The sequence below is a fragment of the Streptomyces monashensis genome, assembly GCF_001866665.1.
GTDB lineage: Bacteria > Actinomycetota > Actinomycetes > Streptomycetales > Streptomycetaceae > Streptomyces > Streptomyces monashensis.
On the sequence record NZ_MLYO01000045.1, the window covers coordinates 110,336 to 136,204 of the forward strand.

At 71.4% G+C, this 25,869-nt stretch carries 26 protein-coding genes; 8 read left to right on the forward strand and 18 right to left on the reverse strand.

What is annotated here, in order from left to right; translation table 11 throughout:
- Positions 1 to 44 precede the first annotated feature (44 nt).
- Positions 45 to 1,808: an arginine--tRNA ligase gene (gene argS / locus BIV23_RS26540; RefSeq protein ID WP_071383481.1), complete on the forward strand. Its 1,764-nt coding sequence runs from the start codon at positions 45 to 47 to the stop codon at positions 1,806 to 1,808.
- A gap of 35 nt (positions 1,809 to 1,843) precedes the next feature.
- Here the strand turns inward: argS and BIV23_RS26545 are convergent, their stop codons facing one another.
- The gene (locus BIV23_RS26545) at positions 1,844 to 2,782 is read right to left on the reverse strand and encodes a helix-turn-helix transcriptional regulator (protein WP_071383511.1); all 939 of its coding nucleotides are present in this window, start codon (positions 2,780 to 2,782) and stop codon (positions 1,844 to 1,846) included.
- A gap of 72 nt (positions 2,783 to 2,854) precedes the next feature.
- Between BIV23_RS26545 and BIV23_RS26550 the strand changes: the two genes are divergently transcribed.
- Positions 2,855 to 3,241, forward strand: a complete 387-nt coding sequence (locus BIV23_RS26550) for a VOC family protein (RefSeq protein ID WP_071383482.1) — start codon at positions 2,855 to 2,857, stop codon at positions 3,239 to 3,241.
- A 60-nt stretch (positions 3,242 to 3,301) separates the two neighbouring features.
- On the opposite strand, the gene BIV23_RS26555 is transcribed toward BIV23_RS26550, so the two are convergent.
- On the reverse strand, positions 3,302 to 4,495 hold the full coding sequence (locus tag BIV23_RS26555; RefSeq protein WP_079173379.1) for a hypothetical protein: 1,194 nt from the start codon (positions 4,493 to 4,495) through the stop codon (positions 3,302 to 3,304).
- Positions 4,496 to 4,612: 117 nt separating this feature from the next.
- On the opposite strand from BIV23_RS26555, the gene BIV23_RS26560 reads away from it, so the two are divergent.
- The gene (locus tag BIV23_RS26560; protein WP_071383483.1) at positions 4,613 to 5,428 is read left to right on the forward strand and encodes a DUF4253 domain-containing protein; all 816 of its coding nucleotides are present in this window, start codon (positions 4,613 to 4,615) and stop codon (positions 5,426 to 5,428) included.
- A gap of 259 nt (positions 5,429 to 5,687) precedes the next feature.
- Here BIV23_RS26560 and BIV23_RS53600 read toward each other — a convergent pair whose 3' ends face one another.
- A complete protein-coding gene (locus BIV23_RS53600; protein ID WP_342746382.1) occupies positions 5,688 to 5,975 on the reverse strand; it encodes a hypothetical protein in 288 nt (95 codons plus the stop codon).
- Between BIV23_RS53600 and BIV23_RS53605 the strand changes: the two genes are divergently transcribed.
- Positions 5,953 to 6,393 (forward strand): DUF4232 domain-containing protein, encoded by a 441-nt coding sequence (locus tag BIV23_RS53605; protein WP_342746383.1) that lies wholly within the window; start codon positions 5,953 to 5,955, stop codon positions 6,391 to 6,393. The two genes, BIV23_RS53600 and BIV23_RS53605, sit on opposite strands and share 23 nt — an antisense overlap.
- Here the strand turns inward: BIV23_RS53605 and hemB are convergent.
- Positions 6,353 to 7,345 carry a porphobilinogen synthase gene (gene hemB, locus BIV23_RS26570; RefSeq protein WP_071383485.1) on the reverse strand — a complete coding sequence of 331 codons (993 nt, stop codon included), beginning with the start codon at positions 7,343 to 7,345 and terminating at the stop codon, positions 6,353 to 6,355. The two genes, BIV23_RS53605 and hemB, sit on opposite strands and share 41 nt — an antisense overlap.
- A 273-nt stretch (positions 7,346 to 7,618) precedes the next feature.
- Here hemB and BIV23_RS26575 point away from each other — a divergent pair, with 273 nt between their 5' ends.
- On the forward strand, positions 7,619 to 8,611 hold the full coding sequence (locus tag BIV23_RS26575; RefSeq protein ID WP_071383486.1) for a phospholipase D-like domain-containing protein: 993 nt from the start codon (positions 7,619 to 7,621) through the stop codon (positions 8,609 to 8,611).
- Positions 8,612 to 8,665: 54 nt separating this feature from the next.
- Here BIV23_RS26575 and BIV23_RS26580 read toward each other — a convergent pair whose 3' ends face one another.
- The 5 genes from BIV23_RS26580 to BIV23_RS26600 form a co-directional block, all read right to left on the reverse strand.
- Positions 8,666 to 10,369, reverse strand: a complete 1,704-nt coding sequence (locus BIV23_RS26580) for a bifunctional uroporphyrinogen-III C-methyltransferase/uroporphyrinogen-III synthase (protein ID WP_071383487.1) — start codon at positions 10,367 to 10,369, stop codon at positions 8,666 to 8,668.
- The gene (gene hemC / locus BIV23_RS26585) at positions 10,366 to 11,325 is read right to left on the reverse strand and encodes a hydroxymethylbilane synthase (RefSeq protein WP_071383488.1); all 960 of its coding nucleotides are present in this window, start codon (positions 11,323 to 11,325) and stop codon (positions 10,366 to 10,368) included. Before hemC ends, BIV23_RS26580 begins: the two co-directional genes overlap by 4 nt.
- Complete coding sequence (locus tag BIV23_RS26590) at positions 11,322 to 12,995, reverse strand: glutamyl-tRNA reductase (RefSeq protein ID WP_071383489.1); 1,674 nt, start codon at positions 12,993 to 12,995, stop codon at positions 11,322 to 11,324. The genes hemC and BIV23_RS26590 overlap by 4 nt, the downstream gene beginning before the upstream one ends.
- Positions 12,992 to 13,792, reverse strand: a complete 801-nt coding sequence (locus tag BIV23_RS26595; protein ID WP_071383490.1) for a redox-sensing transcriptional repressor Rex — start codon at positions 13,790 to 13,792, stop codon at positions 12,992 to 12,994. The genes BIV23_RS26590 and BIV23_RS26595 overlap by 4 nt, the downstream gene beginning before the upstream one ends.
- 280 nt (positions 13,793 to 14,072) lie before the next feature.
- The gene (locus BIV23_RS26600) at positions 14,073 to 14,357 is read right to left on the reverse strand and encodes a glutaredoxin family protein (RefSeq protein WP_107471262.1); all 285 of its coding nucleotides are present in this window, start codon (positions 14,355 to 14,357) and stop codon (positions 14,073 to 14,075) included.
- A 105-nt stretch (positions 14,358 to 14,462) separates the two neighbouring features.
- Here BIV23_RS26600 and BIV23_RS26605 point away from each other — a divergent pair, with 105 nt between their 5' ends.
- The 3 genes from BIV23_RS26605 to BIV23_RS26615 all read left to right on the forward strand — a co-directional run bounded on the left by BIV23_RS26605 (position 14,463) and on the right by BIV23_RS26615 (position 17,993).
- Positions 14,463 to 15,401, forward strand: coding sequence for an HAD family hydrolase (locus BIV23_RS26605; RefSeq protein WP_079173380.1), 939 nt, complete (start codon positions 14,463 to 14,465; stop codon positions 15,399 to 15,401).
- A 348-nt stretch (positions 15,402 to 15,749) separates the two neighbouring features.
- A complete protein-coding gene (locus tag BIV23_RS26610; RefSeq protein ID WP_071375539.1) occupies positions 15,750 to 16,529 on the forward strand; it encodes an ECF subfamily RNA polymerase sigma factor, BldN family in 780 nt (259 codons plus the stop codon).
- 237 nt (positions 16,530 to 16,766) lie between these two features.
- A complete protein-coding gene (locus BIV23_RS26615; protein ID WP_071383492.1) occupies positions 16,767 to 17,993 on the forward strand; it encodes a DUF5667 domain-containing protein in 1,227 nt (408 codons plus the stop codon).
- Between the two features lie 57 nt (positions 17,994 to 18,050).
- Here the strand turns inward: BIV23_RS26615 and BIV23_RS26620 are convergent, their stop codons facing one another.
- From BIV23_RS26620 to BIV23_RS26655, 9 genes are all read right to left on the reverse strand, one after another.
- The gene (locus tag BIV23_RS26620) at positions 18,051 to 19,136 is read right to left on the reverse strand and encodes a lysophospholipid acyltransferase family protein (RefSeq protein WP_071383493.1); all 1,086 of its coding nucleotides are present in this window, start codon (positions 19,134 to 19,136) and stop codon (positions 18,051 to 18,053) included.
- Positions 19,137 to 19,150: 14 nt separating this feature from the next.
- Entirely contained in the window at positions 19,151 to 20,212 is a 1,062-nt protein-coding gene (locus BIV23_RS26625) for an NAD-dependent epimerase/dehydratase family protein (RefSeq protein WP_071383494.1), read from the reverse strand.
- Positions 20,213 to 20,400: 188 nt separating this feature from the next.
- Positions 20,401 to 20,499 carry a 30S ribosomal protein bS22 gene (locus tag BIV23_RS46810; protein WP_003948845.1) on the reverse strand — a complete coding sequence of 33 codons (99 nt, stop codon included), beginning with the start codon at positions 20,497 to 20,499 and terminating at the stop codon, positions 20,401 to 20,403.
- A gap of 133 nt (positions 20,500 to 20,632) precedes the next feature.
- Entirely contained in the window at positions 20,633 to 20,842 is a 210-nt protein-coding gene (locus tag BIV23_RS26630) for a helix-turn-helix domain-containing protein (RefSeq protein WP_177235464.1), read from the reverse strand.
- A 129-nt stretch (positions 20,843 to 20,971) separates the two neighbouring features.
- Complete coding sequence (locus BIV23_RS26635) at positions 20,972 to 21,787, reverse strand: phosphatase (RefSeq protein ID WP_071383495.1); 816 nt, start codon at positions 21,785 to 21,787, stop codon at positions 20,972 to 20,974.
- Between the two features lie 74 nt (positions 21,788 to 21,861).
- Positions 21,862 to 23,034 carry an acetoin utilization protein AcuC gene (locus tag BIV23_RS26640; protein ID WP_071383496.1) on the reverse strand — a complete coding sequence of 391 codons (1,173 nt, stop codon included), beginning with the start codon at positions 23,032 to 23,034 and terminating at the stop codon, positions 21,862 to 21,864.
- A complete protein-coding gene (locus BIV23_RS26645) occupies positions 22,985 to 24,226 on the reverse strand; it encodes an MFS transporter (protein ID WP_107471263.1) in 1,242 nt (413 codons plus the stop codon). The genes BIV23_RS26640 and BIV23_RS26645 overlap by 50 nt, the downstream gene beginning before the upstream one ends.
- 86 nt (positions 24,227 to 24,312) lie before the next feature.
- Complete coding sequence (locus tag BIV23_RS26650) at positions 24,313 to 25,077, reverse strand: VC0807 family protein (protein WP_071383497.1); 765 nt, start codon at positions 25,075 to 25,077, stop codon at positions 24,313 to 24,315.
- Positions 25,078 to 25,170: 93 nt separating this feature from the next.
- Positions 25,171 to 25,815 carry an HAD family hydrolase gene (locus BIV23_RS26655; protein WP_071383514.1) on the reverse strand — a complete coding sequence of 215 codons (645 nt, stop codon included), beginning with the start codon at positions 25,813 to 25,815 and terminating at the stop codon, positions 25,171 to 25,173.
- Positions 25,816 to 25,869 lie beyond the last annotated feature (54 nt).

Here is a 25,869-nt window from a genome sequence, read left to right on the forward strand (position 1 = left end):
GACCGGGTCTATCCATCCCCACGAGGAGAACGGCACCCACTCCTATGGCCTCGGTCACGTCCCTCAGCGATTCCGTCCAGCAGCACCTCGCGTCCGCGCTCTCGGCCACCCTGCCGGAGGCCGCCGGAGCGGACCCGCTGCTGCGACGTAGCGACCGGGCCGACTTCCAGGCGAACGGGATCCTGGCCCTGGCCAAGAAGGCGAAGGCGAATCCGCGGGAGCTGGCGACGACGGTCGTCGGCCGGGTGGCGACCGGCGACGAGCTGGTCAAGGACGTCGAGGTCTCGGGCCCCGGCTTCCTGAACATCACGATCGCGGACCGCGCGATCACCGCGAACCTCGCCGCGCGGTACGCGGACGACACGGGCCGCCTCGGCGTGCCCCTCGCCGCGCACCCGGGCACGACGGTGGTCGACTACGCGCAGCCGAACGTGGCGAAGGAGATGCACGTCGGCCATCTGCGCTCCGCGGTGATCGGCGACGCCCTGCGCGGCATGCTGGACTTCACCGGCGAGAAGACGATCGGCCGGCATCACATCGGTGACTGGGGCACCCAGTTCGGCATGCTCATCCAGTACCTGGTGGAGAACCCGGGCGAGCTGGCCCCCGCGGCCGACGTCGACGGCGAGCAGGCCATGTCGAACCTGAACCGGGTCTACAAGGCCTCGCGCGCGGTCTTCGACGCGGACGAGGCGTTCAAGGAGCGGGCGCGCAGGCGGGTCGTCGCCCTGCAGTCCGGCGACAAGGAGACGCTGGAGCTGTGGCAGCAGTTCGTGGACGAGTCGAAGGTCTACTTCTACTCGGTCTTCGAGAAGCTGGACATGGAGATCCGTGACGAGGAGATCGTCGGCGAGTCCGCGTACAACGACATGATGGCCGAGACGGCGCGGCTCCTCGAGGAGTCGGGCGTCGCGGTCCGCTCCGAGGGCGCGCTCGTCGTCTTCTTCGACGACATCCGCGGCAAGGACGACCAGCCGGTGCCGCTGATCGTGCAGAAGGCGGACGGCGGCTTCGGGTACGCGGCCTCCGACCTCTCCGCGATCCGCAACCGCGTCTTCGACCTGCACGCGAGCACCCTCCTCTACGTGGTCGACGTGCGGCAGTCGCTGCACTTCCGCATGGTCTTCGAGGCGGCCCGCCGCCAGGGCTGGCTGAACGACGACGTCACCGCGCACAACATGGGCTACGGCACGGTGCTGGGCGCGGACGGCAAGCCGTTCAAGACGCGTGCGGGCGAGACCGTACGGCTGGAGGACCTGCTGGACGAGGCGGTGCAGCGGGCCGCCGAGGTGGTGCGGGAGAAGGCTCAGGATCTCACCGAGGACGAGATCCAGGAGCGGGCCGCCCAGGTCGGCATCGGGGCCGTGAAGTACGCGGACCTGTCGACGTCGCCGAACCGGGACTACAAGTTCGACCTGGACCAGATGGTCTCGCTGAACGGCGACACCTCCGTCTACCTCCAGTACGCGTACGCCCGTATCCGCTCGATCCTGCGCAAGGCGGGAGAGGTACGCCCCGCCGCCCACCCGGAGCTGGAACTGCACGCGGCGGAGCGGGCGTTGGGCCTGCACCTGGACGCGTTCGGCGACACGGTCTTCGAGGCTGCGGCGGAGTACGCCCCGCACAAGCTGGCGGCGTACCTGTACCAGCTGGCGTCCCTCTACACCTCCTTCTACGACAAGTGCCCGGTCCTGAAGGCCGACACCCCGCAGCAGGTCGAGAACCGCCTCTTCCTGTGCGACCTGACGGCCCGCACCCTGCACCGGGGAATGGCCCTGCTGGGCATCAGGACGCCGGAGAAGCTCTGACGCATCGACGCGGACGCGATGGCTGTATCGACGCCTCAACTCTGGGCGTCGAGGAGTTCCCGCGTCCGCCGCGCCAGTGCCTCCCGTACCGAGTCCGGCGCGAGGACCCGCAGCGGCGTGCCGAGGCCCAGGAGATAGCGGGCGAGGCCGTCCGGGTCCGGGCCGCCGATCTCGACGGTCGTGGCATCGGGGCCGTCGGGGTGGTGGGTGCCGATCGTGGCGGGGACGAGCCGTAGCGCCGCGCGCAGCGGGAGCGGGAGGCGGACGGTCGCCGTCAGCGGGTAGGGGCCGGTGGCGATGTTGCGGGAGACCAGGTGGGCCGGGTCGGGCGCGTCGGTGAGGTCGGCCGGCCGGCCGGTGGGCTGGAGGCGGTCGACGCGGTCGGCGCGGAAGGTGCGCCACTGGCCCCGGGCGACGTCCCGCGCGACGAAGTACCAGAGCCGGCCGGTGTGGACCAGGCGGTACGGGTCGATCTCCCGGACGGTCGACCGGCCCTCCCCGTCCGTGTACGACAGCCGGGCCCGCTCGCCGCGCCGGCACGCCGCCGCCAGCTCGAGCAGCAGGCCGGGGCGGAGCCGGGGCGCGTGCGTACCCGGCAGGCGTACGAAGGCGTCGTCCAGGTCGCCGAGGCGGTCCGCGACCCTGCGCGGCAGGACCTGGCGCAGCTTCAGCATGGCGGACAGGGCCGCCTGGTCACCGCCCAGCGCGGCCTCGCCCAGCCCCACCGCCACGGCCAGCGCCTCCTCGTCGTCGAGGATCAGCGGGGGGACGTGGGACCCGGCGCGGAGGCGGTATCCGCCCCAGGGCCCGGCTTCGGAGTCCACCGTGTAGCCGAGTTCCCGCAGCCGCGCCACGTCCCGGCGGACCGTGCGGTCCGTGACCTCCATGCGCTCGGCCAGTTCGGCACACGTCCACGACGGTCGGGAGGTCAGGAGCGACAGCAGCCGCAGCAGGCGGGCGGACGCGGCGATCACGGCCGAAGTCTCGCACACGGCCGCGCACAACCAGGACCGGAACTGTCCTGATCATGTCCTACCGTCCTCCCCATGAGCACAGACACCACTCCCGCACCCGCGTTCCGCTACGCCGCCGTCACCTTCGACTGCGCCGACCCGGCCGAACTCGCCCGCTTCTACGGTGAGTTGCTCGGCTACCCGACCCTGTTCTCCACGGACGACTTCTTCTTCCTCGGCAAGGAGGGCGCGGCCGGACTCGGCTTCACCCGCGTCGCCGACTACCGCCCGCCGACCTGGCCGGACCCGGCACAGGGGAAGCAGGCGCACATCGAGCTGGGTGTGGACGATCTGGACAGCGCCGAGCAGCACCTGCTCGAACTGGGCGCCACGAAGCCGGAGTTCCAGCCGCAGCCGGAGCGGTGGCGGGTCCTGCTGGACCCGGCGGGGCATCCGTTCTGCATCACGACCCTCGTCTGACGGCGCCGTCGCGGGCGATCGAGGACGCGGGTGGCCGGGCCGGACCCTGACGCCACGCCGTCAGTACACGGCCCCGCCGACCGGCCGGTCCCGCATCTCGTCTCCGCTGCCCTGGCCGGGGACCGGCGCCGGTCCGCGGGGCCGGCGGCCGCCCCGCCGCCCCCGTGGCGTGCGCTGCGGCCACAGCAGGACGTACGCCGCCGAGCCGATGCAGAAGGCCAGCCGGATGAGGCCCTGGGTGGAGTCCGAGGGGATCACCAGGACGCTGCCGTAGAGCGCGATCAGGGCGATCCAGCTGACCCAGGGGACCAGGCGGCGCTGGCCGATCGAGTCCCAGATGAGCGTGCCCAGGAGGACCGAGGCGTTGTAGTACGTGTACACGCTCGGGTCCAGCATGATGCGCGCGTCGGCGGCGAGGAAGACGACCGCCGGCCAGCGGCCCCGGCGTACGGCCAGTGCGCCGAGGGCCAGCCCCAGGGCCATCTGGGCGGGGCGGTCCCACGGCGGTGTGACGGGGTCGTTCACGCCGAACCAGCGCAGGGCGGACGCCGGCTGGTTGGGGATGGTGAAACGGGCCGCCGCGAAGGTGTTCAGGTGGCTCAGGTAGAAGGGCAGCCAGGCCACCGCCACCAGGCCGAAGGCCCAGGCCGCCGAGCGCAGGCGGACCCCTCGGGGCAGGGCCAGCAGGAGCGGCAGGAAGCCCACCGCCCACGGTTTCGAGTCGACCGCCAGGGCCAGGAAGACGCCCACCGCCGTGGCTTTTCCGCGCACCAGCGCGCGGACCGCGAGCGTCGTGAAGAACAGGGCCAGGACGTCGTCGAGGTGGGCGAAGCGGACCGAGACCTCCACCCACATCGGGATGAAGGCGGCACCGGCTATCAGGACGCGTTGTTGCAGGCGTTTGTGGTTGAGGCCCGTGCCCCGGTTGTAGTCGGCGGCGGCCCGGCCGATCAGGACCAGCATGTAGAGGCCCAGGCCGGACATGAACGCGTCGGCGAGTTTCTCGCCGACGGCGAGGGGGAAGGGTGCGAAGAGTCCGGCGACCAGGAAGCTGACGGGGCCGATCTGGAGTTCGGGGTGGTTGGCGTAGAGGGCCAGCCCGCCGCCGGCCTGCTGGTTGAAGAGCAGCTGCTGGCCGGTTCTCAGGTAGTGCCAGGACACGGGCGCGTGGCGTTCGGCCACCAAGAACCAGACGATCGTCCACAAAGTGAGCAGGACGATGTGCCACCGCACCGGGTTATGCCCGAACCGCACGTTCCGCTTCCGTCCTTCCCGTTACCGCACCACCTGCTAAGAGGGGTTGCCGGATCAGGTGGTTCATCGGGTCGGTCCGCCAACAGGATTGTCAGTGGGGAACCCTACAGTCACCCTATGGCGACTCTTCCCAACCCTCTGCCCCGGCTGGCCCTCGACCCCAGCGGCCGTTCCCTGGGGCTGCGGCTGCCTCCGGGCCGGCTGGTCGACGCGACCGACGAAGGCCCCTGGCACGAACCCCTGTTGTGGCACGCGGAGAAGCCTGCCGCGCCCGGCACCTGGAAGGCCCTGGGCGCGCCCGGCGCCCGGGTCGGTCTGCTGCCCGTGCTCGTGGACCTGGGCGGCCCCGAGGCGGGCGGCCCGCGGAACTGGGGGCTGCTGCCCGGCGAGACCTCGTATCCGGGCGACCACGACGCCGAGGACGTCCTCGCGGAGTACTGGGAGGACTGGGCCGAGGAGGAGACCGGCGGGCCGATCGAGCCGTTCGGGGCCGACTGGCCGGGGCTCGCGCCCGCGCCGACCCCGACCGGCGACCCCGACACGCGCGCGGCCCAGGTGGCGGACTCGCTGACGGACGAGACGTCCGAATGGTTCAAGGAGGCACATCTCGCCCTGGTCCCGGCCCGCCGCTCCGCCGACATACCGGCGGCGATCGGCTGGACCGGGCCGCAGTACCACGACGGTGACGTGGCCCGACCGTGCGCGGTCCTGCGCTCGTGGGAGGACCGCTTCGGGATACGGGTGGTCGGGCTCGGCCTCGACGTCCTGGTCGTGTCCGTCGCGGCCCCGCCCGCCACGGTCGCCGACGCGGAGAGCCTCGCCGCCGAGCACTTCGCCTTCTGCCCCGACCTCGCCGAGGGCGGCTCGGGCGGCCTGCGGGAGTACGCCAAGGGCCTGGTCGGCGGCCACTCCTGGGCCTTCTCCTGGGACTGACCTCGGCGCCCGGGGCCGGGAGGGTCAGTTCGCCTGCGCCGCCGGTTTCCAGACAGGGATTGTTTCCGCAGGTCAGTGCCTGTTCCGGCGTTCCAGCGTCCCGGATCGGCCGTGGTCACTGGCCGCCGGGACGGGACCGCGCACAGGCTGTGAGTCATCCAAACACGTCAACTGGCCCAGCCCGAAAGAGGACTTGCCATGCGTATGCGCCACATCCGTCTGCTCGCCGCCGCCGGCACCGCGGTGACCGCCCTCGCGCTCAGCGCGTGCGGTGCGGACGGGACGGGGACGTAGGACGAGGCGCCTCGCGGTCGGTGTCACCGACGGCGAGGGCGGCGCCGACGCCGGACAAGGCCGCGGGAAAGACGTCCGCCGGTACGTCCGCGACCCGTACCCACACACCGGCCGGCACGTCGGGCGGCACGCGGACCGGCGGCAGCGGAACCACATCCGGATCGTCCGGCTCCTCCGGCTCCTCGCCCGTGCTGTGCAACGGCGCGAACACCCACGTCACCGCCCGGCCGATGAGCCGCCCCCTGAACCACATGCTGCTCACGGTGACGAACACGGGCCGCAGGACCTGCGAGCTGACGTACTACCCGATCGTGCGCTTCGACGAGATGCAGTGGGCGCCGCAGGCGGACAAGGACACCCGGCCGCAGGCGGTGACGACCCTGAAGCCGGGCGGGTCGGGGTACGCGAGCGTGCGGCTGTCGGCCGCCGACGGCAGCGGCGAGGGCGGGACGACCGCCCGCAGGCTGACGCTGATGTTCCAGGGCATGACCCCGAACAGCGACGGCGGCGCCACCGCGAGCCCGGCCCTGCCGACGAAGGGCGTCTACTACGACAGCTCGCTGACGGTGCCGTACGGGCAGCAGAGCCTGGACGGCATCGCCGGCTGGTGGGCCCGGCAGGGGGGCGCGGTCAGCGCAGCTTCCGCGCGGCCTCGGTCGCCCAGTAGGTGAGGATGTTCCGGGCGCCGGCCCGCTTGATGCCCGTCAGGGTCTCGAAGATGGCCCGGTCCCGGTCCAGCCAGCCCTTCTCGGCGGCGGCCTCGATCATCGAGTACTCACCGGAGATCTGGTACGCGGCGACCGGCACGTCCACGGAGTCCGCGACCCTGGCCAGGATGTCGAGGTACGGCCCGGCCGGCTTGACCATGACCATGTCGGCGCCCTCGGCCAGGTCCAGCTCCACCTCCCGCAGGGACTCACGCCAGTTGGCGGGATCCTGTTGGTACGTCTTCCGGTCCCCGGTCAGCGAGGAGGCGACGGCCTCGCGGAAGGGGCCGTAGAAGGCGGACGAGTACTTGGCGGTGTAGGCGAGGATCGCCACGTCCTCGCGCCCGATCTGGTCGAGCGCGTCACGGATGACACCGATCTGGCCGTCCATCATCCCGCTGGGGCCCACGACATGGGCTCCGGCGTCGGCCTGCACCTGGGCCATCTCGGCGTACCGCTCCAGGGTGGCGTCGTTGTCGACGCGGCCCTCGGCGTCCAGCACGCCGCAGTGCCCGTGGTCGGTGGTCTCGTCCAGGCACAGGTCGGACATGACGAGCAGGTCGTCGCCCACCTCGGCGCGCACGTCCCGGATGGCGACCTGCAGGATCCCGTCCGGGTCGGTGCCCGGCGTCCCGAGGGCGTCCTTCTTCGACTCCTCCGGCACGCCGAACAGCATGATCCCGGAGATCCCGGCCTCCACGGCCTCCAGCGCGGCCTTCTTCAGGCTGTCCCGGGTGTGCTGCACGACCCCGGGCATCGCCGCGATCGGCACCGGCTCGGCGACGCCCTCGCGGACGAACGCCGGGAGGATGAAGTCGGCGGGGTGCAGGCGGGTCTCGGCGACCATCCGGCGCATGACGGGCGAGGTCCGCAGCCGCCGGGGACGCGTACCGGGAAAAGATCCGTACTTCGTCATGCCGTCTACGCTACGCCCGCCCGCCGACCGCCTTTGCCAACACGGTGTCGGCCCGCTCTCCGGTCGTGGACGGCCCAGCGGAGGGCCCGCGGACTGCCGCACAGAGGGCCCACAGACACCGCATTCACGGGCATAGCGACCCCCGCATACGAAGACTTTGCGCTCCCCTGGCCGTCTCTGGAACCGGTGGTCTCCCCAGCGTTCTACGCGCGTGGTGTCATGCACGCGCCACCCCCACTCCGGCGAACTCTCTCCCCCCAACAGGAGTCACGCATGCTGCGGAAGGCCCTCACCCGCGCGGCCATAGCCCTGGCCGCCGGCGCCACGGTCGTCGCCACCGCCGTACCCGCGAGCGCCGCGAGCTACTCGGCGTTCGCCTTCTCCCAGACGACGAGCCAGCCCCAGATCTACGACTTCATCAACTCGGCCACCAGCTCGCTCGACATGACCATGTACGAGCTGGAGGACACCACCGCCGTCAACGATCTCGTCGCCCTGGAGAACAAGGGCGTGACGGTCCGGGTCGTGCTCGACCGCCAGCACAAGACCGCCGACAACTCCGCTTACACGACCCTCACGAACGCGGGCGTGGGCGTGGTCTGGTCGTCCGCCTCCTTCACCTACACCCACCAGAAGACGATCACGGTCGACGGCACCAAGTCCCTGGTGCTGACCGGCAACCTGACCTCGCAGTACTACCCCACCGGCCGGGACTACGGCGTCTTCACCGACGACACCCGCGACGTGGCCGCGATCGAGAAGGTCTTCGACGCCGACTACGCCGGCACCTCGGTCACCCCCGGCGACGGCGACCACCTGCTCTGGTCCCCCACGGACTCCCGCAGCCGCCTGGTCTCCTTCGTCAACTCCGCGACCAAGACCCTCGACGTGCAGGAGCTGGAGTTCAGCGACAGCACGGTGGTCAACGCGATCGTGGCCCGCGCCAAGGCCGGCGTGAAGGTCCGCGTGGTCCTGGAGGACCCCGCCGGCTACGCCGGCGAGGTCTCCGCGATCAAGGCGGCGGGCGGCACGGTGGTCGGCTACTCCGACCCCAACGGCTTCTACATCCACGCCAAGGCGATGGTCGCCGACTACGGCCTGTCCACCCAGGCGGTCGAGGCCGGCTCCATGAACATCAGCAGCAACTCCCTCAGCAACAACCGGGAGCTGGGCATCATCCTCACCGGCACGGGCGTGGCCCAGCCGGTGGCCCAGACGATCGAGACGACGTTCGCGGGCGACTACGCGGGCGGGACGGCGGCGTAACCGCTGAACGACCGCGGCGGAGTGCCCCGGCGAGGAGCACTCCGCCGTACTGCGTCAGGTCGTCGAACGACGCCGCCGTGCTCCCGGCCGGCGCTCGCTCGGCCGGGTCACCGGGTCCCCGGCCTCCGCCGCGGCGGAGCGCCGCTTCATGCCGAACTCGGCCAGCGCCTCCGCCAGCTTGTGCACCGACGGCTCCGGGGCCATGACGTCGACCCGCAGGCCGTGTTCCTCGGCGGTCTTCGCGGTCGCCGGGCCGATGCAGGCGATCACCGTCACGTTGTGCGGCTTGCCCGCGATGCCCACCAGGTTGCGGACGGTCGAGGAGGACGTGAAGAGCACGGCGTCGAAGCCGCCGCCCTTGATCGCCTCCCGCGTCTCCGCCGGCGGCGGCGAGGCGCGCACGGTCCGGTAGGCCGTGACGTCGTCGACCTCCCAGCCCAGCTCGATCAGACCGGCGACCAGGGTCTCCGTGGCGATGTCGGCACGCGGGAGGAACACCCGGTCGATCGGGTCGAAGACCGGGTCGTAGGGCGGCCAGTCCTCCAGCAGGCCCGCGGCCGACTGCTCCCCGCTCGGTACCAGGTCCGGCTTCACACCGAAGGCGACCAGCGCCTTCGCCGTCTGCTCGCCCACGGCCGCGACCTTGATGCCCGCGAAGGCACGCGCGTCGAGGCCGTACTCCTCGAACTTCTCCCGGACCGCCTTCACCGCGTTGACCGACGTGAACGCGATCCACTCGTAGCGGCCCGTCACCAGGCCCTTGACCGCCCGCTCCATCTGCTGCGGGGTGCGCGGCGGCTCCACGGCGATCGTCGGGACCTCGTGCGGCACGGCGCCGTAGGACCGCAGCTGGTCGGAGAGCGAGGCCGCCTGCTCCTTCGTCCGCGGCACGAGCACCTTCCAGCCGAACAGCGGCTTGGACTCGAACCAGGACAACTGGTCGCGCCGGGCGGCGGCGGAACGCTCGCCGACCACGGCTATCACCGGCCGGCCGCCGTCCGGCGACGGCAGGACCTTCGCCTGCTTCAGGATCTGCGCGATCGTGCCCAGGGTGGCGGACCACGTGCGCTGGCGCGTCGTCGTACCGGCGACCGTCACCGTCAGCGGGGTGTCCGGCTTGCGGCCCGCCGAGACCAGCTCGCCCGCCGCCGCGGCCACCGAGTCGAGGGTCGTCGAGACGACGACCGTGCCGTCGGAGGCGCCGACCTCCGCCCAGCAGCGTTCGGAGGCCGTACGGGCGTCCACGAACCGGACGTCCGCGCCCTGCGCGTCCCGCAGCGGCACACCGGCGTACGCCGGCACACCGACCGCGGCCGCCACGCCCGGGACGACCTCGAAGGGCACCCCGGCGGAGGCGCAGGCGAGCATTTCCTCGGCCGCGTACGTATCAAGTCCCGGGTCCCCGGACACCGCACGGACGACCCGCCTGCCGGACCGCGCGGCCTCCATGACAAGATGAGCCGCATCCCGGGCAGGAGACGGGGCAGCGGCGGTTGTTGACGTGCCGTCAACGACCGTGAGCTGCGGCGTGCCCATGCCCGGCGGTGACATGGAGGAAGCGTCCGTCGGCACGACGGAGACGCCCTGCCGCGCGTGCGTCCGGATCACGTCGAGCACCTCGTGCTCGGCGATCAGGACATCCGCGTGCGACAGCGCCTCCACGGCGCGCAGGGTCAGCAGTCCCGGATCCCCGGGTCCGGCACCGAGGAAGGTGACGTGCCCGTGATCGAGGCCGGCGGTAAGGGCGGTGGGGCTCACTGTGCTCGCTCCCCCATCAGACCGGCCGCGCCCTGGGCGAGCATCTCGGCCGCGAGGTCGCGGCCGAGGGCGATCGCCTGGGTCTCCGTCTGGGGCACGGGACCGGTGGTGGACAGCTGCACCATGCGGGTGCCGTCGGTCGTGCCGACGACGCCGCGCAGGCGCATTTCCTTGACAATCTGCCCGTCGGCCAGGAGGTCGGCCAGCGCGCCCACCGGGGCGGAGCAGCCGGCCTCCAGGGCGGCGAGCAGTGACCGCTCGGCGGTGACGGCGGCCCGCGTGAGCGGGTCGTCGAGCTCACCGAGCGAGGCGATCAGCGACGCGTTGTCCGCGGCGCACTCGATCGCCAGTGCCCCCTGGCCGGGGGCGGGCAAAACCGTGTCGACCGACAGGAAGTCGGTCACCTCGTCGCTCCGGCCGATCCGGTTCAGTCCGGCGGCGGCCAGCACGACCGCGTCCAGCTCGCCGTCGTGGACGTACCGGATGCGCGTGTCGACATTGCCGCGGATCGGGACCGTCTCGATGTCCAGGCCGTGCGCGCGGGCGTACGCGTTCAGCTGCGCCATGCGCCGCGGCGAACCGGTGCCGATGCGCGCGCCCCTCGGCAGGTCGGTGAACTTCAGCGCGTCCCGGGCGACGATCACGTCCCGCGGGTCCTCGCGCTTCGGTATGGCGGCCAGGACCAGCCCCTGCGGCTGCGCGGTCGGGAGGTCCTTGAGCGAGTGAACCGCGAAGTCGACCTCGCCGCGCACCAGCGCGTCGCGCAGCGCCGTGACGAAGACGCCGGTGCCGCCGATCTGCGCGAGGTGCTCGCGGGAGGTGTCGCCGTAGGTGGTGATCTCGACCAGCTCCACGGGCCGCCCGGTCACCTGGCGGACGGCCTCCGCCACCTGCCCGGACTGGGCCATGGCGAGCTTGCTCCGCCTGGTCCCCAGCCTCAGTGCCTTCTCAGTCATGCCGGTCGGTCCTTCGTGTCTGTGCTGTCCACGGCCCGCGAGACGGAGGCGACCGTCTCGGGGTCGAGGTCGAACAGGGTGCGCAGCGCGTCCGCGTACCCGGCGCCGCCGGGCTCGGCCGCGAGCTGCTTGACCCGTACGGTCGGCGCGTGCAGCAGCTTGTCGACGACCCGGTGCACGGCCTGGCGGATCTCGCCGCGCTGGCGGTCGTCCAGGTCGGGCAGCCGGCCGTCGAGCCGCGCGATCTCTCCGGCGACGACGTCGGCGGCCATGGTGCGCAGCGCGACCACGGTCGGCGTGATGTGCGCCGCCCGCTGTGCCGCGCCGAAGGCCGCGACCTCGTCGGAGACGATACGCCGGACCAGGTCCACGTCGGCCGCCATCGGAGCGTCCGCCGAGGACTCCGCGAGCGATTCGATGTCGACCAGCCGCACCCCGGCCAGCCGGTGCACGGCCGCGTCGATGTCGCGGGGCATGGCCAGGTCGAGGAGGAAGAAGAAGGGCGCGGGACGCTCGGCCGGCGGCTCGGGCTTGCGCCGCTCGGGGATCCGGCCGACCGTGGCGACGGTCGCGGCGAGCGCGGTGATCAGCTCGGCGTCGGCCTCGGGGCTGCGGCGGCCGGGACGCTCGATGGTCCCTCCCGCGACCCAGGCCGCGTGCTGCTCCAGGGTGGCCGCGTCCAGGCCGGCCACGGCGGCCTCGCCCATGACGGAGAAGCCGGTCGATGCGGCGGCCAGGTCCAGCGGGCAGCTCTCGTCGCCGGCGGGCGGCAGCGGGGCCCTGGGGTGCACCGCGGTGAACCCGGTATCGGCGACGGCGGGCTGCCCGGTGCGGCCCTCGATCGCCTGCGCGACCGCTTCCGCCGTGAGCACCAGGCCCGTCGCCCCGGTACAGGAGACGACGACGTCGGCACGTGTCAGCTCGCCCGGCACGGCGCTCATCTCGACCGCGCGCGCGGTGGCCGCGTTGTCGTCGGCCTCGGTCAGTATCTGCGCGAGGCGCTCGGCGCGCTCGAAGGTGCGGTTGGCGACCACGACCTCGGCGACCCCGGCCCGCGCGAGCGTGGCGGCGGCCAGCGAGGACATCGACCCGGCGCCGATGACCAGGGCCCGCTTGCCGCGCGCCCAGGCCGGGACGTCCGCGGCGGCGGCCAGCTGCTCCAGGCCGAAGGTGACCAGGGACTGGCCCGCGCGGTCGATGCCGGTCTCGGAGTGGGCGCGCTTGCCGACCCGCAGCGCCTGCTGGAACAGGTCGTTCAGGAGGCGGCCCGCAGTGTGCAGCTCCTGCGCCTTGGCCAGGGAGTCCTTGATCTGGCCGAGGATCTGCCCCTCGCCGACGACCATCGAGTCCAGCCCGCAGGCCACCGAGAACAGGTGGTGGACGGCCCGGTCCTCGTAGTGCACGTAGAGGTAGGGGGTGAGCTCCTCCAGGCCGACGCCGCTGTGCTGGGCGAGCAGCGTGGACAGCTCGGCGACACCCGCGTGGAACTTGTCCACGTCGGCGTACAGCTCGATGCGGTTGCAGGTGGCGAGCAGCGCGGCCTCGGTGGCGGGCTCGGCGGCGACCGTGTCCTGGAGCAGCTTGACCTGGGCGTCCTGGCTCAGCGCGGCCCGCTCCAGCACGCTCACCGGCGCGCTGCGGTGGCTCAGTCCGACGACGAGGAGGCTCATGCCGGCATCACGGCGGGTACGTCCCCGTCGGGTCCCTGGTCGGCGGATGCGGCAGGCGCGGCGGCCGCTGCCGCTTCGCGGGAGGCGGCAGCGGGCTGCGCGCCGTCGCCCGCGGCGGTCTCCAGGGCGGGCTCCTCGCCGGCCTTGCGCTGCTCGTGGAAGGCGAGGATCTGGAGTTCGATCGAGAGGTCGACCTTGCGTACGTCGACGCCGTCCGGGACGGACAGCACGGTCGGCGCGAAGTTCAGGATGGAGGTGACCCCGGCGCCCACGAGCCGGTCGCAGACCTGCTGGGCGGCGCCGGCCGGGGTGGCGATGACGCCGATGGAGACCCCGTTGTCCTCGATGATCTTCTCGAGGTCGTCCGTGTGCTGCACCGGGATGCCGGCGACGGGCTTTCCGGCCATCGCCGGATCCGCGTCGATCAGCGCGGCCACCCGGAACCCACGGGAGGCGAACCCGCCGTAATTGGCCAGCGCGGCGCCGAGGTTACCGATACCGACGATGACAACCGGCCAGTCCTGGGTCAGACCCAGTTCACGGGAGATCTGGTAGACGAGATACTCGACGTCGTAGCCGACACCGCGCGTTCCGTACGAACCCAGGTACGAGAAGTCCTTGCGCAGCTTGGCGGAGTTGACCCCCGCCGCGGCCGCCAGCTCCTCGGAGGAGACCGTGGGTACCGAGCGCTCCGACAGCGCGGTCAGCGCGCGGAGGTACAGCGGAAGCCTGGCGACGGTGGCCTCGGGAATCCCTCGGCTACGGGTCGCCGGTCGGTGTGTTCGGCCAGTTGCCACGGTGCTCCTGCGGGTAGAGCGGGGCTGTAGGCGGTCATACGTCCCCAGACCGCCCCCTCGCATGCAGGCTATGTCTTTGTGAACGCGTGCACAAAGATGGTGTCCGATTTGCCCGGCAGAAGTGACCGGGGTCACGCAATCGGAGCGCCCTCGACGGGAACCGGCGCACGCCCGCGCGCGTTCCTTCGGTATTGGGGGCAAAATCGCACACTCTCCTCACAATTCCCGCCCCCGAGACCAAACCGCCGTCGATCCTAAGCGACTTTCGGGCCGGTTTGGACTAGTCGGTCAGTGCCCGGCGCAGTCGCTCCTCGTTCACGCGCCAGAAGGTGTGCTGTTCACCGTCGACGAGTACGACGGGGATCTGCTCCCAATACTGGTCGTGCAGCGCCTTGTCCCGGGTGATGTCCTTCAGCTCGAAGGGCACCCCCAGATCGCCGGACACCTTCTCGATCACCTGCTGGGCGTCGTCGCACAGATGGCAGCCCGGCTTGCGGATGAGGGTGATCAGCCGCTCGTGCGGGGCGGCGGCCTTGCGCCGGAAGAGAGGACTCATACCGGCCATTCTCCCGCCCCTCCCCCGCCCCCTTAACGGCCCGGTAGCGGAGAGTTCACACCCTTCCAACCTCTCGACTCCGGAAGCACCGAACAAACTGGCTATGCTCACGACATGGCCGCTCTCGGATGGCTCACTCCCCGTAGGCGCTCCGCCACGGCGCGGAGCGTGTTGGCAGGCGAGGCCTCGGCGGAGGCCGCCCGCAAGTCCTCGCAGGAGGCGCAGGAGGCGCAGGAGGCCCCGCCGGGCGCACCGGAGGAACCGGAGTTCCCCGTCATCGGCGACACCAGGGCAGCGGCGTTCTTCGACCTCGACAACACCGTGATGCAGGGCGCCGCGCTGTTCCACTTCGGCCGCGGCCTGTACAAGCGGAAGTTCTTCGAGACCCGCGACCTCGCCCGGTTCGCCTGGCAGCAGGCGTGGTTCCGGCTGGCCGGCGTCGAGGACCCCGAGCACATGCAGGACGCCCGCGACTCGGCGCTGTCGATCGTCAAGGGCCACCGGGTCGCCGAGCTGGAGTCGATCGGCGAGGAGATCTACGACGAGTACATGGCCGACCGCATCTGGCCCGGCACCCGCGCGCTCGCCCAGGCCCACCTGGACGCGGGCCAGAAGGTCTGGCTGGTCACTGCGGCCCCGGTGGAGATCGCCCAGGTGATCGCCCGCCGCCTCGGCCTCACCGGTGCGCTCGGCACGGTCGCGGAGTCGGTCGACGGCGTCTACACCGGCAGACTGGTCGGCGAGCCGCTGCACGGCCCGGCGAAGGCGGAGGCGGTCCGCGCACTGGCCGCCGCGGAGGTCCTGGACCTGGCCCGCTGCGCCGCGTACAGCGACAGCCACAACGACATCCCGATGCTCTCCCTGGTCGGCCACCCCTACGCCATCAACCCGGACGCCAAGCTCCGCAAGCACGCCCGCGAGAAGGACTGGCGCCTGCGCGACTACCGCACCGGGCGCAAGGCCGCGAAGGTGGGCATCCCCGCCGCGGCCGGCGTCGGCGCGGTCGCCGGCGGCACGGCGGCCGCCATCGCGATCAGCCGACGGCGCCGCTAGCCGTACCGGCGCCCGTCAGCCCTACCGACGTCCGTCGCCGAGCCGCGCCGTCACCGAGAGCCGCACCCGTCACCCGGCCGCGCGCCCGAATTATGCCGCGGCCATTTCAACACGCCCTGTACCTCACCGAAACAGGCCTGTTTTCGATCAACAACCGATCAAGATACGGCACTTGATAGGACGTCAATGGGTAACAGAAGCGACGCAATCGATGATTTGAGCAACTCGGTGTAGCAGTGCCTGCACGAAGCGTTATTCTCCTCAGACGCAAACCGGTACCCCTCCGTCGCTACGACGGGTGAACGGTCCCGCACTGCACGTGATGGAAGCTCTGCCTCTGGGAGTCCCGTGTACCCACACGTCGGGGTTGACGCCTCGGGCCTGGCTACGCTGCGCGCAACACTCGCAACGGTCAAAGAGACGCTGCGCGGCCTCGTCCCCACCGCGTACGCCGTCCCCGCCTTCGCCACCGCCATGCCCGCGGGCCCGTGCTACGCACTGGCCGACGGCAGCGCCACCGTGGGCAGACGCGGCCGCGCCACCGGCGCCGCCACCGCCCGCCGACCGGCCGCCGACAGCGACAGCGCCCGGATGATGGACCTGGTCGAGCGCGCCCAAGCCGGCGAGGCCGAGGCCTTCGGCCGGCTCTACGACCAGTACAGCGACACGGTGTACCGGTACATCTACTACCGCGTCGGCGGCCGCGCGACGGCCGAGGACCTCACCAGCGAGACCTTTCTGCGGGCGCTCCGCAGGATCGGCACGTTCACCTGGCAGGGCCGCGACTTCGGCGCCTGGCTGGTGACGATCGCCCGGAACCTCGTCGCCGACCACTTCAAGTCCAGCCGCTTCCGCCTGGAGGTCACCACCGGCGAGATGCTCGACGCGAACGAGGTCGAGCGCTCCCCGGAGGACTCCGTCCTGGAGTCGCTGTCGAACGCCGCGCTGCTCGACGCCGTGCGCCGGCTCAACCCCCAGCAGCAGGAGTGCGTGACACTCCGCTTCCTCCAGGGCCTCTCGGTCGCCGAGACCGCCCGCGTCATGGGCAAGAACGAGGGGGCCATCAAGACCCTCCAGTACCGCGCCGTCCGCACCCTCGCCCGGCTCCTGCCGGACGACGCGCGCTGAACCGATCGCGACCGCGGGCGACCGCCAACTCACGTTGCGTGAAAGCCCGTTGTCTTTCCGATCCGCCCATCCGCCGTCCGTAACCCAAGTGCCGCGCCAGTCGTTGTGCGGGATACAGGCTCCCTGTGGTCACGTCCTGGCCGACCCTGATCACTCGATCGTGTGGATCGGTCACGGGCGTGCAACCCTCAGGACCCCCTGGGGAGTCGACCGTGATGACGAGAGGAGGTGCCGCCAGTGATCGCGAACGTATCGGCGCACCGGCGGGCGAACGCCTTCGCCCAGGCCCTGGACGAGCAGTCCGACCGGGACACGGCGGCCGAGCAGCCGACACCGGCGGGCGGACCGCCGGACACCGAGGACCAGTCCGGGCAGGGCGAGCTGCTCGCCCTCGCCTCGGGCCTCGGCGCGCTGCCCAAGCCACAGCTCGACCCCGAGGTCAAGGTCGTCCAGCGCGCCCAGCTGGTGGCCGCGATGGAGGCCATGCTCCAGGAGGGCACCGAAGCGGCGGAGGCGTTGCTACCCGAACAGCGTTCTTCCCGCGCCAGGGGCGCACACCGGGCGAGCCCGCTGAGCAGACTCCGTCCGCGCAGCCGGCTGACCAAGGGGCTCGCCGCGGGCGGGCTCAGCGTCGGCGTGGCCGCGGGAGCCTTCGGCGGAGTCGCCGCGGCCAGTTCGGACGCCCTGCCCGGTGACTCCCTCTACGGCCTCAAACGCGGCATCGAGGAGTTCAAGCTCAACTACCTGACCGACGGCGACGACCAGCGCGGCCAGACCTACCTCGACCAGGCCTCCACCCGGCTCAGCGAGGCCCGTCGGCTGCTGGAGCGAGGCCGCGGCGGACACCTCGACCACGAGTCCCTCGGCGAGATCCGCCGCACGCTCTCCGGCATGCAGCGCGACGTCACCGAAGGCCACCGCCTGCTCCACGAGGCGTATGAGGCCGACCCGGGCTCCCTGGGCCCCATCCAGGCCCTGTCGGCCTTCGCCCGCTCCCACCGCGAGGCGTGGAGCACGCTGAGCGGCAAGCTGCCGGTGCAGCTCGGGGACGTCAAAGAGCAGGTCACGTCGGTGTTCGCCGCCATAGAGCAAGAGGTCGCCCCGCTGGAGGCCCGTCTCCCGAAGCCCGGGGCCCACTCCGGCACGCGCCAGGACTCCGGCTCGACCTCGACGGGCTCGGGGGCCCACCGCGGCGCCGCCTCGCCCAGCTCCCCGGGCTCGACCCCCTCCACCGGCAAGCACGCCCGCACGGACGACCCGAGCGGCTCGCTCACCGGCGACAACGGCGAGGGCCTGCTCGGCGGCAACACCGGTGGCCTGCTCGGCCCCCCGAAGACCGGCAACGGCACCAGCACCCCGCCCACCGCCAAACCCACGACCCCGGCCGCCCCGGACGTCACCCTCCCGCCGCTCCTCCCCGGCCTCCTCCCGGGCCTGGGCATCGACGGCGAGAACACGAACTAGCCCGCACGGCACAGCGGGGACGCCCAACCCGAGCGGGCGTCCCCGTTGTCGTACGGCTCAGAAGAACACCGACCGCCGCTGCACGAGCAGCTTGTACAGCGTGTGCTGGATCTGCTCCCGCACCTGGTCGGTCAGGTTGAACATCAGCATCGGGTCCTCCGCGGCCTCCGGCGGGTAGCCGTCCGTCGGGATCGGCTCGCCGAACTGGATCGTCCACTTGGTCGGCAACGGCACCGCGCCCAGCGGACCCAGCCACGGAAACGTCGGCGTCAACGGGAAGTACGGGAAGCCCAGCAACCGCGCCAGCGTCTTCGCGTTGCCGATCATCGGGTAGATCTCCTCCGCCCCGACGATCGAGCACGGAATGATCGGCGCCCCCTGGCGCAGCGCCGTGGAGACGAAACCGCCCCGGCCGAACCGCTGGAGCTTGTACCGCTCGCCGAAAGGCTTCCCGATCCCCTTGAACCCCTCCGGCATCACCCCGACCAGCTCCCCCTGCGCCAGCAGCCGTTCGGCGTCCTCCGCGCACGCCAGGGTGTGACCCAGCTTGCGGGCGAGTTCGTTCACGACCGGCAGCACGAAGACCAGGTCGGCCGCGAGCAGCCGCAGATGGCGGTCTGCGGGGTGCTGGTCGTGCACGGCGACCTGCATCATCAGCCCGTCCAGGGGCAGCGTCCCGGAGTGGTTGGCGACGATCAGCGCCCCGCCCTTGGCCGGGATGTTCTCGATGCCCTTCACCTCGACCCGGAAGTACTTCTCGTACACCGGCCGCAGCAGCGACATCAGGACCTGGTCGGTCAGCTCCTCGTCGTAGCCGAAGTCGTCGACGTCGTAGTCCCCGGTCAGCCGGCGCCGCAGGAAGGCCAGCCCTGCCGCCACACGCCGCTCCAGACCCGCGCCCTGCCCTCCGGCACCGGGCCGCGGATCCTGTGGCTTCTCCGGCTCCTCCGGCTCCTGCGCACGGCTCACCCGCCCATCCTCCCGCACCCGGGCCCGTCCCGGCAGCGGCTGGACCTCGCCCAGCTCCCCGGGATCGTCCGACCCGGCGCGCGGCCTGCCCACTCCCCGGCGCCGCGCCGGGCGCGCCGCGGCACCCCCGCGGGACCGGTCGTCGTCGAACGGAATGACCTTGGCGTCCGCCATCGTTGCTGCGCTCCTCAGTTGGCGCCGTGCGGGGGGAGGTGACCGCTGCCCTTGGCGGCCAGCGAGGCGATGCGGTCGACGGCCCCGGCGAGGGCCTCCGGCGGCAGCAGCCCCGGGCCCTGGCCGCGCACGAAGTCCGCGAACGTCTCCGCCGTCGTGTACCGGGGCGTGAAGCCGAGCGTCTCGCGCATCTGGCCGGTGGCGACCACCCGCCCGTGGGTGAGCAGCCGGATCTGCTCCGGTGAGAAGTCCGTCATACCGAGCGTACGCACCAGCGAACCCGCCCAGGTGACCGCCGGCAGCAGCAACGGCACGGTCGGCCGCCCGAGCCGCCGCGAGCACTGCGAGAGCAGCAGCACACCGTCCCCGGCGATGTTGAACGTGCCGCTGTTGAGCGTGCCCCGGCGCGGCTCGTGCGAGGCGATCCGGAGCACCTCGACGACGTCGTCCTCGTGCACGAACTGCAGCCGCGGGTCGTAGCCGAACACGGTCGGCAGGACCGGCAGCGCGAAGTACGAGGCGAGCGGGGTGTCCGCGGCCGGCCCGAGGATGTTGGCGAACCGCAGCACACACACCGCGACGTCCGGGCGCCGCCGGGCGAACCCGCGCACGTACCCCTCGACCTCGACGGTGTCCTTCGCGAACCCACCGCTCGGCAGCGACTTCGCCGAGGTCGTCTCGGTGAACACGGCCGGATCACGCGGCGCGGAGCCGTAGACGTTCGTACTGGACTTCACCACCAGCCGCTTGACGGCCGGCGACTTCTGGCAGGCGCCGAGCAGCTGCATGGTGCCGATGACGTTGGTCTCCTTGACCATGGCCCGGCTGCCGGCCCCCAGCGCCGTGCCCGTCACGTCGAGGTGGACGACGGTGTCCGCGCCGGTCTCGGCGAGCACACGGGCTATCGTCGGCAGCCGGATGTCGGCCCGGATGAAGTCGGCCCCGCCCAGATGGTGCGCCGGGGGCACGGCGTCCACGGCGATCACCCGGTCGACCTCCGGATCCCGCTGGATCCGCCGCACGAACCGGCCGCCCAGCTGCCGGGCCACTCCGGTGACGAGCACGACCTTCCCCAAGATCAGCGCCTTCCCTCGTACGGTGTGCGTGCGGCCAACTTAGCGGGTGGATGTTGCCCTGTGATGACCCCCCGATGCACGAGGTGACGGAATTTCACCGGTCGGAACCGCAGCACCACGGCCCGGGCATGCCTGTGGCCCCCCACCACCAGGATGGGAGGCCACAGGGACACGCTCTCGCGCGCCGCTTACTTCTTGTTGCGACGCTGAACGCGCGTGCGCTTGAGCAGCTTGCGGTGCTTCTTCTTGGCCATCCGCTTGCGCCGCTTCTTGATAACAGAGCCCACGACTACCCTCGCTCACTTCTCATCACTCGGTTGTTTGGGCGCCATGGGCCCACACGACCTACGAGGGGCTAGCCTACCCAACCGAGCGCTGAGGTCGTAATCGAGGGTGCTCCGGAACTTTCCGGAGGCGTTGTCAGGCCGTTTCCACCCCCACATAGCTGTCGCGAAGGTACTCGTGTACCGCTTGCTCCGGGACGCGGAAGGACCGCCCCACCCGGATCGCGGGCAGATGACCGCTGTGCACCAGCCGGTACACGGTCATCTTCGACACTCGCATCACCGCGGCCACTTCCGCCACGGTAAGGAACACGACCTCGTTCAGAGGCCTCTCGCCAGCTGCCATGACACACCTGAACCTTCCGCACTCGACGGCCACCGGCTTCCCCTTCCGGTGACTCTTCGTCGCTGCGTGCTCACTCCCCAATGTAGGGGCGGGTGATGCGAGTGGGGAAGAGGTGCACCCATCGCTGGCCTACTGTGACAGACACGCTCGTTTGAGTACGTAGCGGGTAAGCGGGCGGTAGTACGCGGACCGCACGCCGTCATCAACCGGAACGGCGACGGCCAGAGCCCCCTCGACCTCTCCCACGAACAGCGCGGGATCGTCGACATCGCCGAGCCCAATGGCCTCGAACCCCAGCTGACCTGCACCGCAGACCCAGCCATGATCTCCGACGACAAGCGCGGGCAGCGGTCCGCCGGCCGCCGCGGCGGCCTCCAGGACGACCCGAACCGGCAGCGGGGAATGACTGTGGACACCCGGCTCACAACCGGGGCGCTCGCCTCCTGGTTCCCGCACCAAGGCAACCCCTCGTACGTAGTCGAGGTAATGGGTACGTAGACCGAACCGGGTCAATATGTCGACACAGCGACCCTGCGCGGGGGTGAGCACCTCACACCCCGCCGCCGAGAGCGCGTCCGCCAAGCCGGCGTAGAACCCGAGCAGGCGCTGCGGGTGCCCGGTCCCGAACAGCACGGGAGCCCGACGCCCGGCCGCCTCCCCGATGCGCTCGGCGAAGGCGTCCAGCGCGGCCACCGTGAGGCCGGGATCGATCACCTCCGGACCGGAAGTGCGCTGCGGATCGGCCGAAACACCGCACTTCTCCGACATCAACGCAAGCAATTCCGGCTGTTTCCATGCCCCTTCGGGATCGATACCGATCAACACGCGCGGATCCCGGGCGGCGAACAGTCGATAACTCCGCAGGCTGACCTCCCGCGAGGTCCCCACCTCCCCGGCCAGCCGCACGGCCACCAGATGCGCACACAGAGCCTCGGCGGTCACCACGGCTGAGATGCTCGCGCATCGCGGGTGACGATGAGTCAGGAACGGGAGGAATTCCGCACAGTTGGCGTAATCCCCTACGGCAGCAGGCCCCGCAGCGGGAACGCCGCCCGCCGGGTCGCCAGGATCGCCTGGTCGAGCCGGTCGCCGGGGTCGTACCCCGCGTCCCACGAAGCCCAACTCACCGGCCACCGCCCGTCGGTCATCCGCTGCGGCCCCAACTGCCGGGTCCGGGCGAACACCTCCTGGCGCCACCCCTCCGGAATCACCGTCTCCGGCGCCACCGGCCTGCCCGCGGCCACTCCCACCAGATGCGTCCAGGACCGCGGCACGACCTCCACCACCGCGTACCCGCCCCCGCCGAGCGCGACCCACTTCCCGTCGGCGTGCTCGTGCGCCAGCTCATGACAGGCCACCTGCACCGCCCGCTGCGCGTCCAGCGAGACGGCTAGATGGGCCAGCGGATCCTCGAAGTGCGTGTCGGCCCCGTGCTGCGTCACCAGCACCTGCGGCCGGAAGTCGGCGATCAGCTCCGGCACCACCGCGTGAAACGCCCGCAGCCACCCCGCGTCCCCGGTCCCCGCCGGCAGCCCCACGTTCACCGCGGCCCCCTCCCCGGCCCCCGCCCCGACCTCCTCCGGCCACCCGGTCTGCGGGAACAGCGTGCGGGGATGCTCGTGCAGCGAGATCGTCAGCACCCGCGGATCCTCCCAGAACGCGGCCTGCACCCCGTCCCCGTGATGCACGTCCACATCCACATAGGCGACCCGCTCGGCCCCCAGCTCCAGCAGCCGGGCGATGGCCAGCGCCGCGTCGTTGTAGATGCAGAACCCCGACGCACCCCCCGGCATCGCATGGTGCAGCCCGCCCGCGAAGTTCACCGCGTGCTCGGCGTCCCCCCGCCACACCGACTCCGCCGCCACCACCGACTGCCCGGCGATCAGCGCGGACACCTCGTGCATCCCGGCGAACGCGGGATCGTCGACCGTACCCAGCCCGTACGCCCCGCGCGCCCCCGCCGGATCCGCCGACGCGGCCTTCACCGCCTCGATGTAGTCCTCGCGGTGCACCAGCATCAGCGTCGACTCCCCGGCCGGCTTCGCCGCGACGACCTCCAGCTCCCGGTCGAGCCCGAAGGCACCCACCAGCTTCCGGGTCAGGGCCAGCCGGACCGGATCCATCGGATGGTCCGGGCCGAAGTCATAGCCCGTTACTGCCTCGTCCCACATCAGCTGTGCGCGGCCGCTCATGCCCGCCACCGTATCGGCCCGGCCCCGCGGCGAACGACCTGGCGTACCCCAGCGTCACCAGCACCAACACCATCGGCACCAGCATCGCCCCGCGATAGCTCCACGCATCGCCCAGCGCCCCCACCAACGGCGAACCGACCAGAAAGCCCACGTAATTGAAAATGTTCAGCCGCGCGACGGCCGCGTCCGAAGCCCCCGGGAACAGCCTGCCCGCCGCCGCGAACGTCTGCGGCACCAGCACGCACAACCCCAGCCCCAGCAGGGTGAACCCGAGCATCCCGACCCACGCCCCGGGCGCCGACGCCACCACGGCGAACCCACCGGCCGCCACCAGCGTCCCGAGCCGTACGACCGCCACGGCCCCGAACCGCCGCACCCCGAGATCCCCGAGCGCCCGCCCCACCAGCGTGGTCACCATGTACACGTTGTACGGCACCGTTGCCAGCTGCTCGCTGCTGCCCAGCACGTCCTTCAGATACTTCGCGCTCCAGTTGGAGACGGTCGAGTCCCCGATATAGGCGAAGGTCATCACCAGACACAGCGGCAGCAGCAGCTTGAACACCACCCCCGCACCCTGTCCCTGCCCCTGCCTCTGCCCCTGCCCCTGCTCCTGGCCCTCCCCCACGGCCGCCGGCTCCCCGTCGACATACCACCGGCTGCCCACGAAGGTCGCCGGCAGCAGCACCGCCACCACCGGCAGATACGACACCCACAGCGCGAGATGCCAGTGCGCCCCGGCCCAGGCCAGCGAGGCCCCCAGGATCCCGCCCAGGCTGTACGCGGCATGGAAGCTGAGCATGATGCTGCGCCCGTACGACCGCTGGAGGCTCACCCCGAGCATGTTCATGGAGGCGTCCAGCGCCCCCACCGCGAGCCCGAACGCGCCGAGTGCCACCGCCAGTTCGGCGAGCCGCCCGCCTGCTCCGGACCCGAGCAGCGCCAACAGCACCACCGGCTGGGAGTACCGCAGCAGCCGACTCGGCCGTACGCGCTTCACCAGCTGCTCGGTGGTCACACTGCCGACCCCGGCCAGGATCGGTACGGCGGCCAGGAAGACCGGCAGCAGCGCGTCGGAGATGCCGTACCGGTCCTGGATGGCCGGGATCCGCGTCACGAGCAGCGCGAAGGTGGCGCCCTGCGCGAAGAAGCCGAACGCCAGCGAGGCCCTACCGCGCCGCAGCACATCAGTCATGGCGGCGAGCGTAGGGCCCCGGGCTACCTGTGGGTAGATCCGGCCAAAGATGAATTTCCCTCAGCTTCATCGAGCCGTCCGGCGGCTCAGGCGGCGACAGCCACCACGGGCTGCTCCTGCTGCCGGGCCCTGCCGTCCGCCACCTCGGCGGCGAGCATCTCCTCCATCGGCCCGGCCGCCACCCCACCGCTGACCACGAACCCGATCACCATCGCACCGACCAGGATGACACTGCCGAGCCACACCATCGTGTCCACGGCAATGGTGTACGCACCCACGACCCGGGCGACGCACTCGGCGAGGAGCACCAGCCCCCAGACGACCGAGAACACCTTCTCCTTCCTCCGGAAGGCCACGGACCGGTCCGACGCCCCGCCCGATCCCCCGGCAGGTCCCCCTGCCGTCAGCCGCTCCCAGGCGGCCTCCTTCTCCGCGTCCCCCTTCACCAGGAAGGGCTTCATACCGGCGGTCATCATCGGCCTGCCGAGCCAGACCGAGGCCAGGATGCCGATGGCGATGACACTGCTGACCCCGCTGTCCTTGGCGAGCATCAGCCGGGGGTCGCCGGAGACGAAGCTCAGCAGCAGCGAGACGACGTTGACGATCAGGATGAGACCGGCCAGCGCATTTGTCCTGCGCTCGCGCACCAGGCTCCACGCGGTGCGCACCGCCGGCACCACACTGCTCCAGGCGAGCGCCGCGAAGGTGCTCATCCCGAAGGCGTCCTTGAAGAGGTAGTACGAGCCGAGCGGCACCGCCACGTCCAGGAGGAGCGGCCGGAAGTTGTCCAGCATGCTCGGGTTCTGCGTCCCCTGCTCGTTCCGGCTCTGGTTCCCCGTGTTCTTCGTCATGCCCCCAGCTTCGCCGCCGCAGGGGGTCCGCCAGTAGAAACGATCGTCCGGGGGTCCGCATGACAATTGTCAGGCCCCGACCGATGGCTCAGGTCATATCAGCAGGTCAAGCAACTCACCCATGTCACAGAAGAGTTGACCGGCAGCGCTCAGCCTGGCCGCCGGCGTCATCGCGGTGAACCCGCAGACGTCCATCCCGGCCGCCAAGGCCGCCTGCACGCCGAGCGGGGAGTCCTCGACGACCACGCACCGCTCGGGCGCCACCCCCATCCGCCGCGCCGCGTGCAGGAAGAGATCGGGCGCCGGCTTGCCCCGTCCGACATCCTCGGAGCTGAAGATCCGCTCCTCCGGGAACCACCGGTCGAGCCCGGTCGTCCGATGCCCCACCCTGATCCGCGCATGGCTCCCGGAGGACGCCACGCAGTACGGCACCCCGTCCGTGGCCAGCTTCTCCAGTACGTCCGCCACGCCGGCCACCGGCGTCAACTCCCGCTCGAACGCGGCGAACACCCGCTTGTGGAAGACGTCGTCGAAGTCGTCCGGCAACCGCTGCCCCGTCCGCTCCAGCACCAGCTCATGAATCCGGTGCATCGCCGAGCCCATGTAGTCCCGGATGGAGTCCTCGTACGAGGTCGGGTGCCCCAACTCGGTCAGACAGGCCGCGAGATGGCGATTGGATATGGGCTCGCTGTCGACGAGCACTCCGTCGTTGTCGAAGATGATCAGGTCGTAGCGCATGCTGTCGAGCATAGACGCCGGAAAATGCCCCGGAAATGCAGAAAGGCCCACACC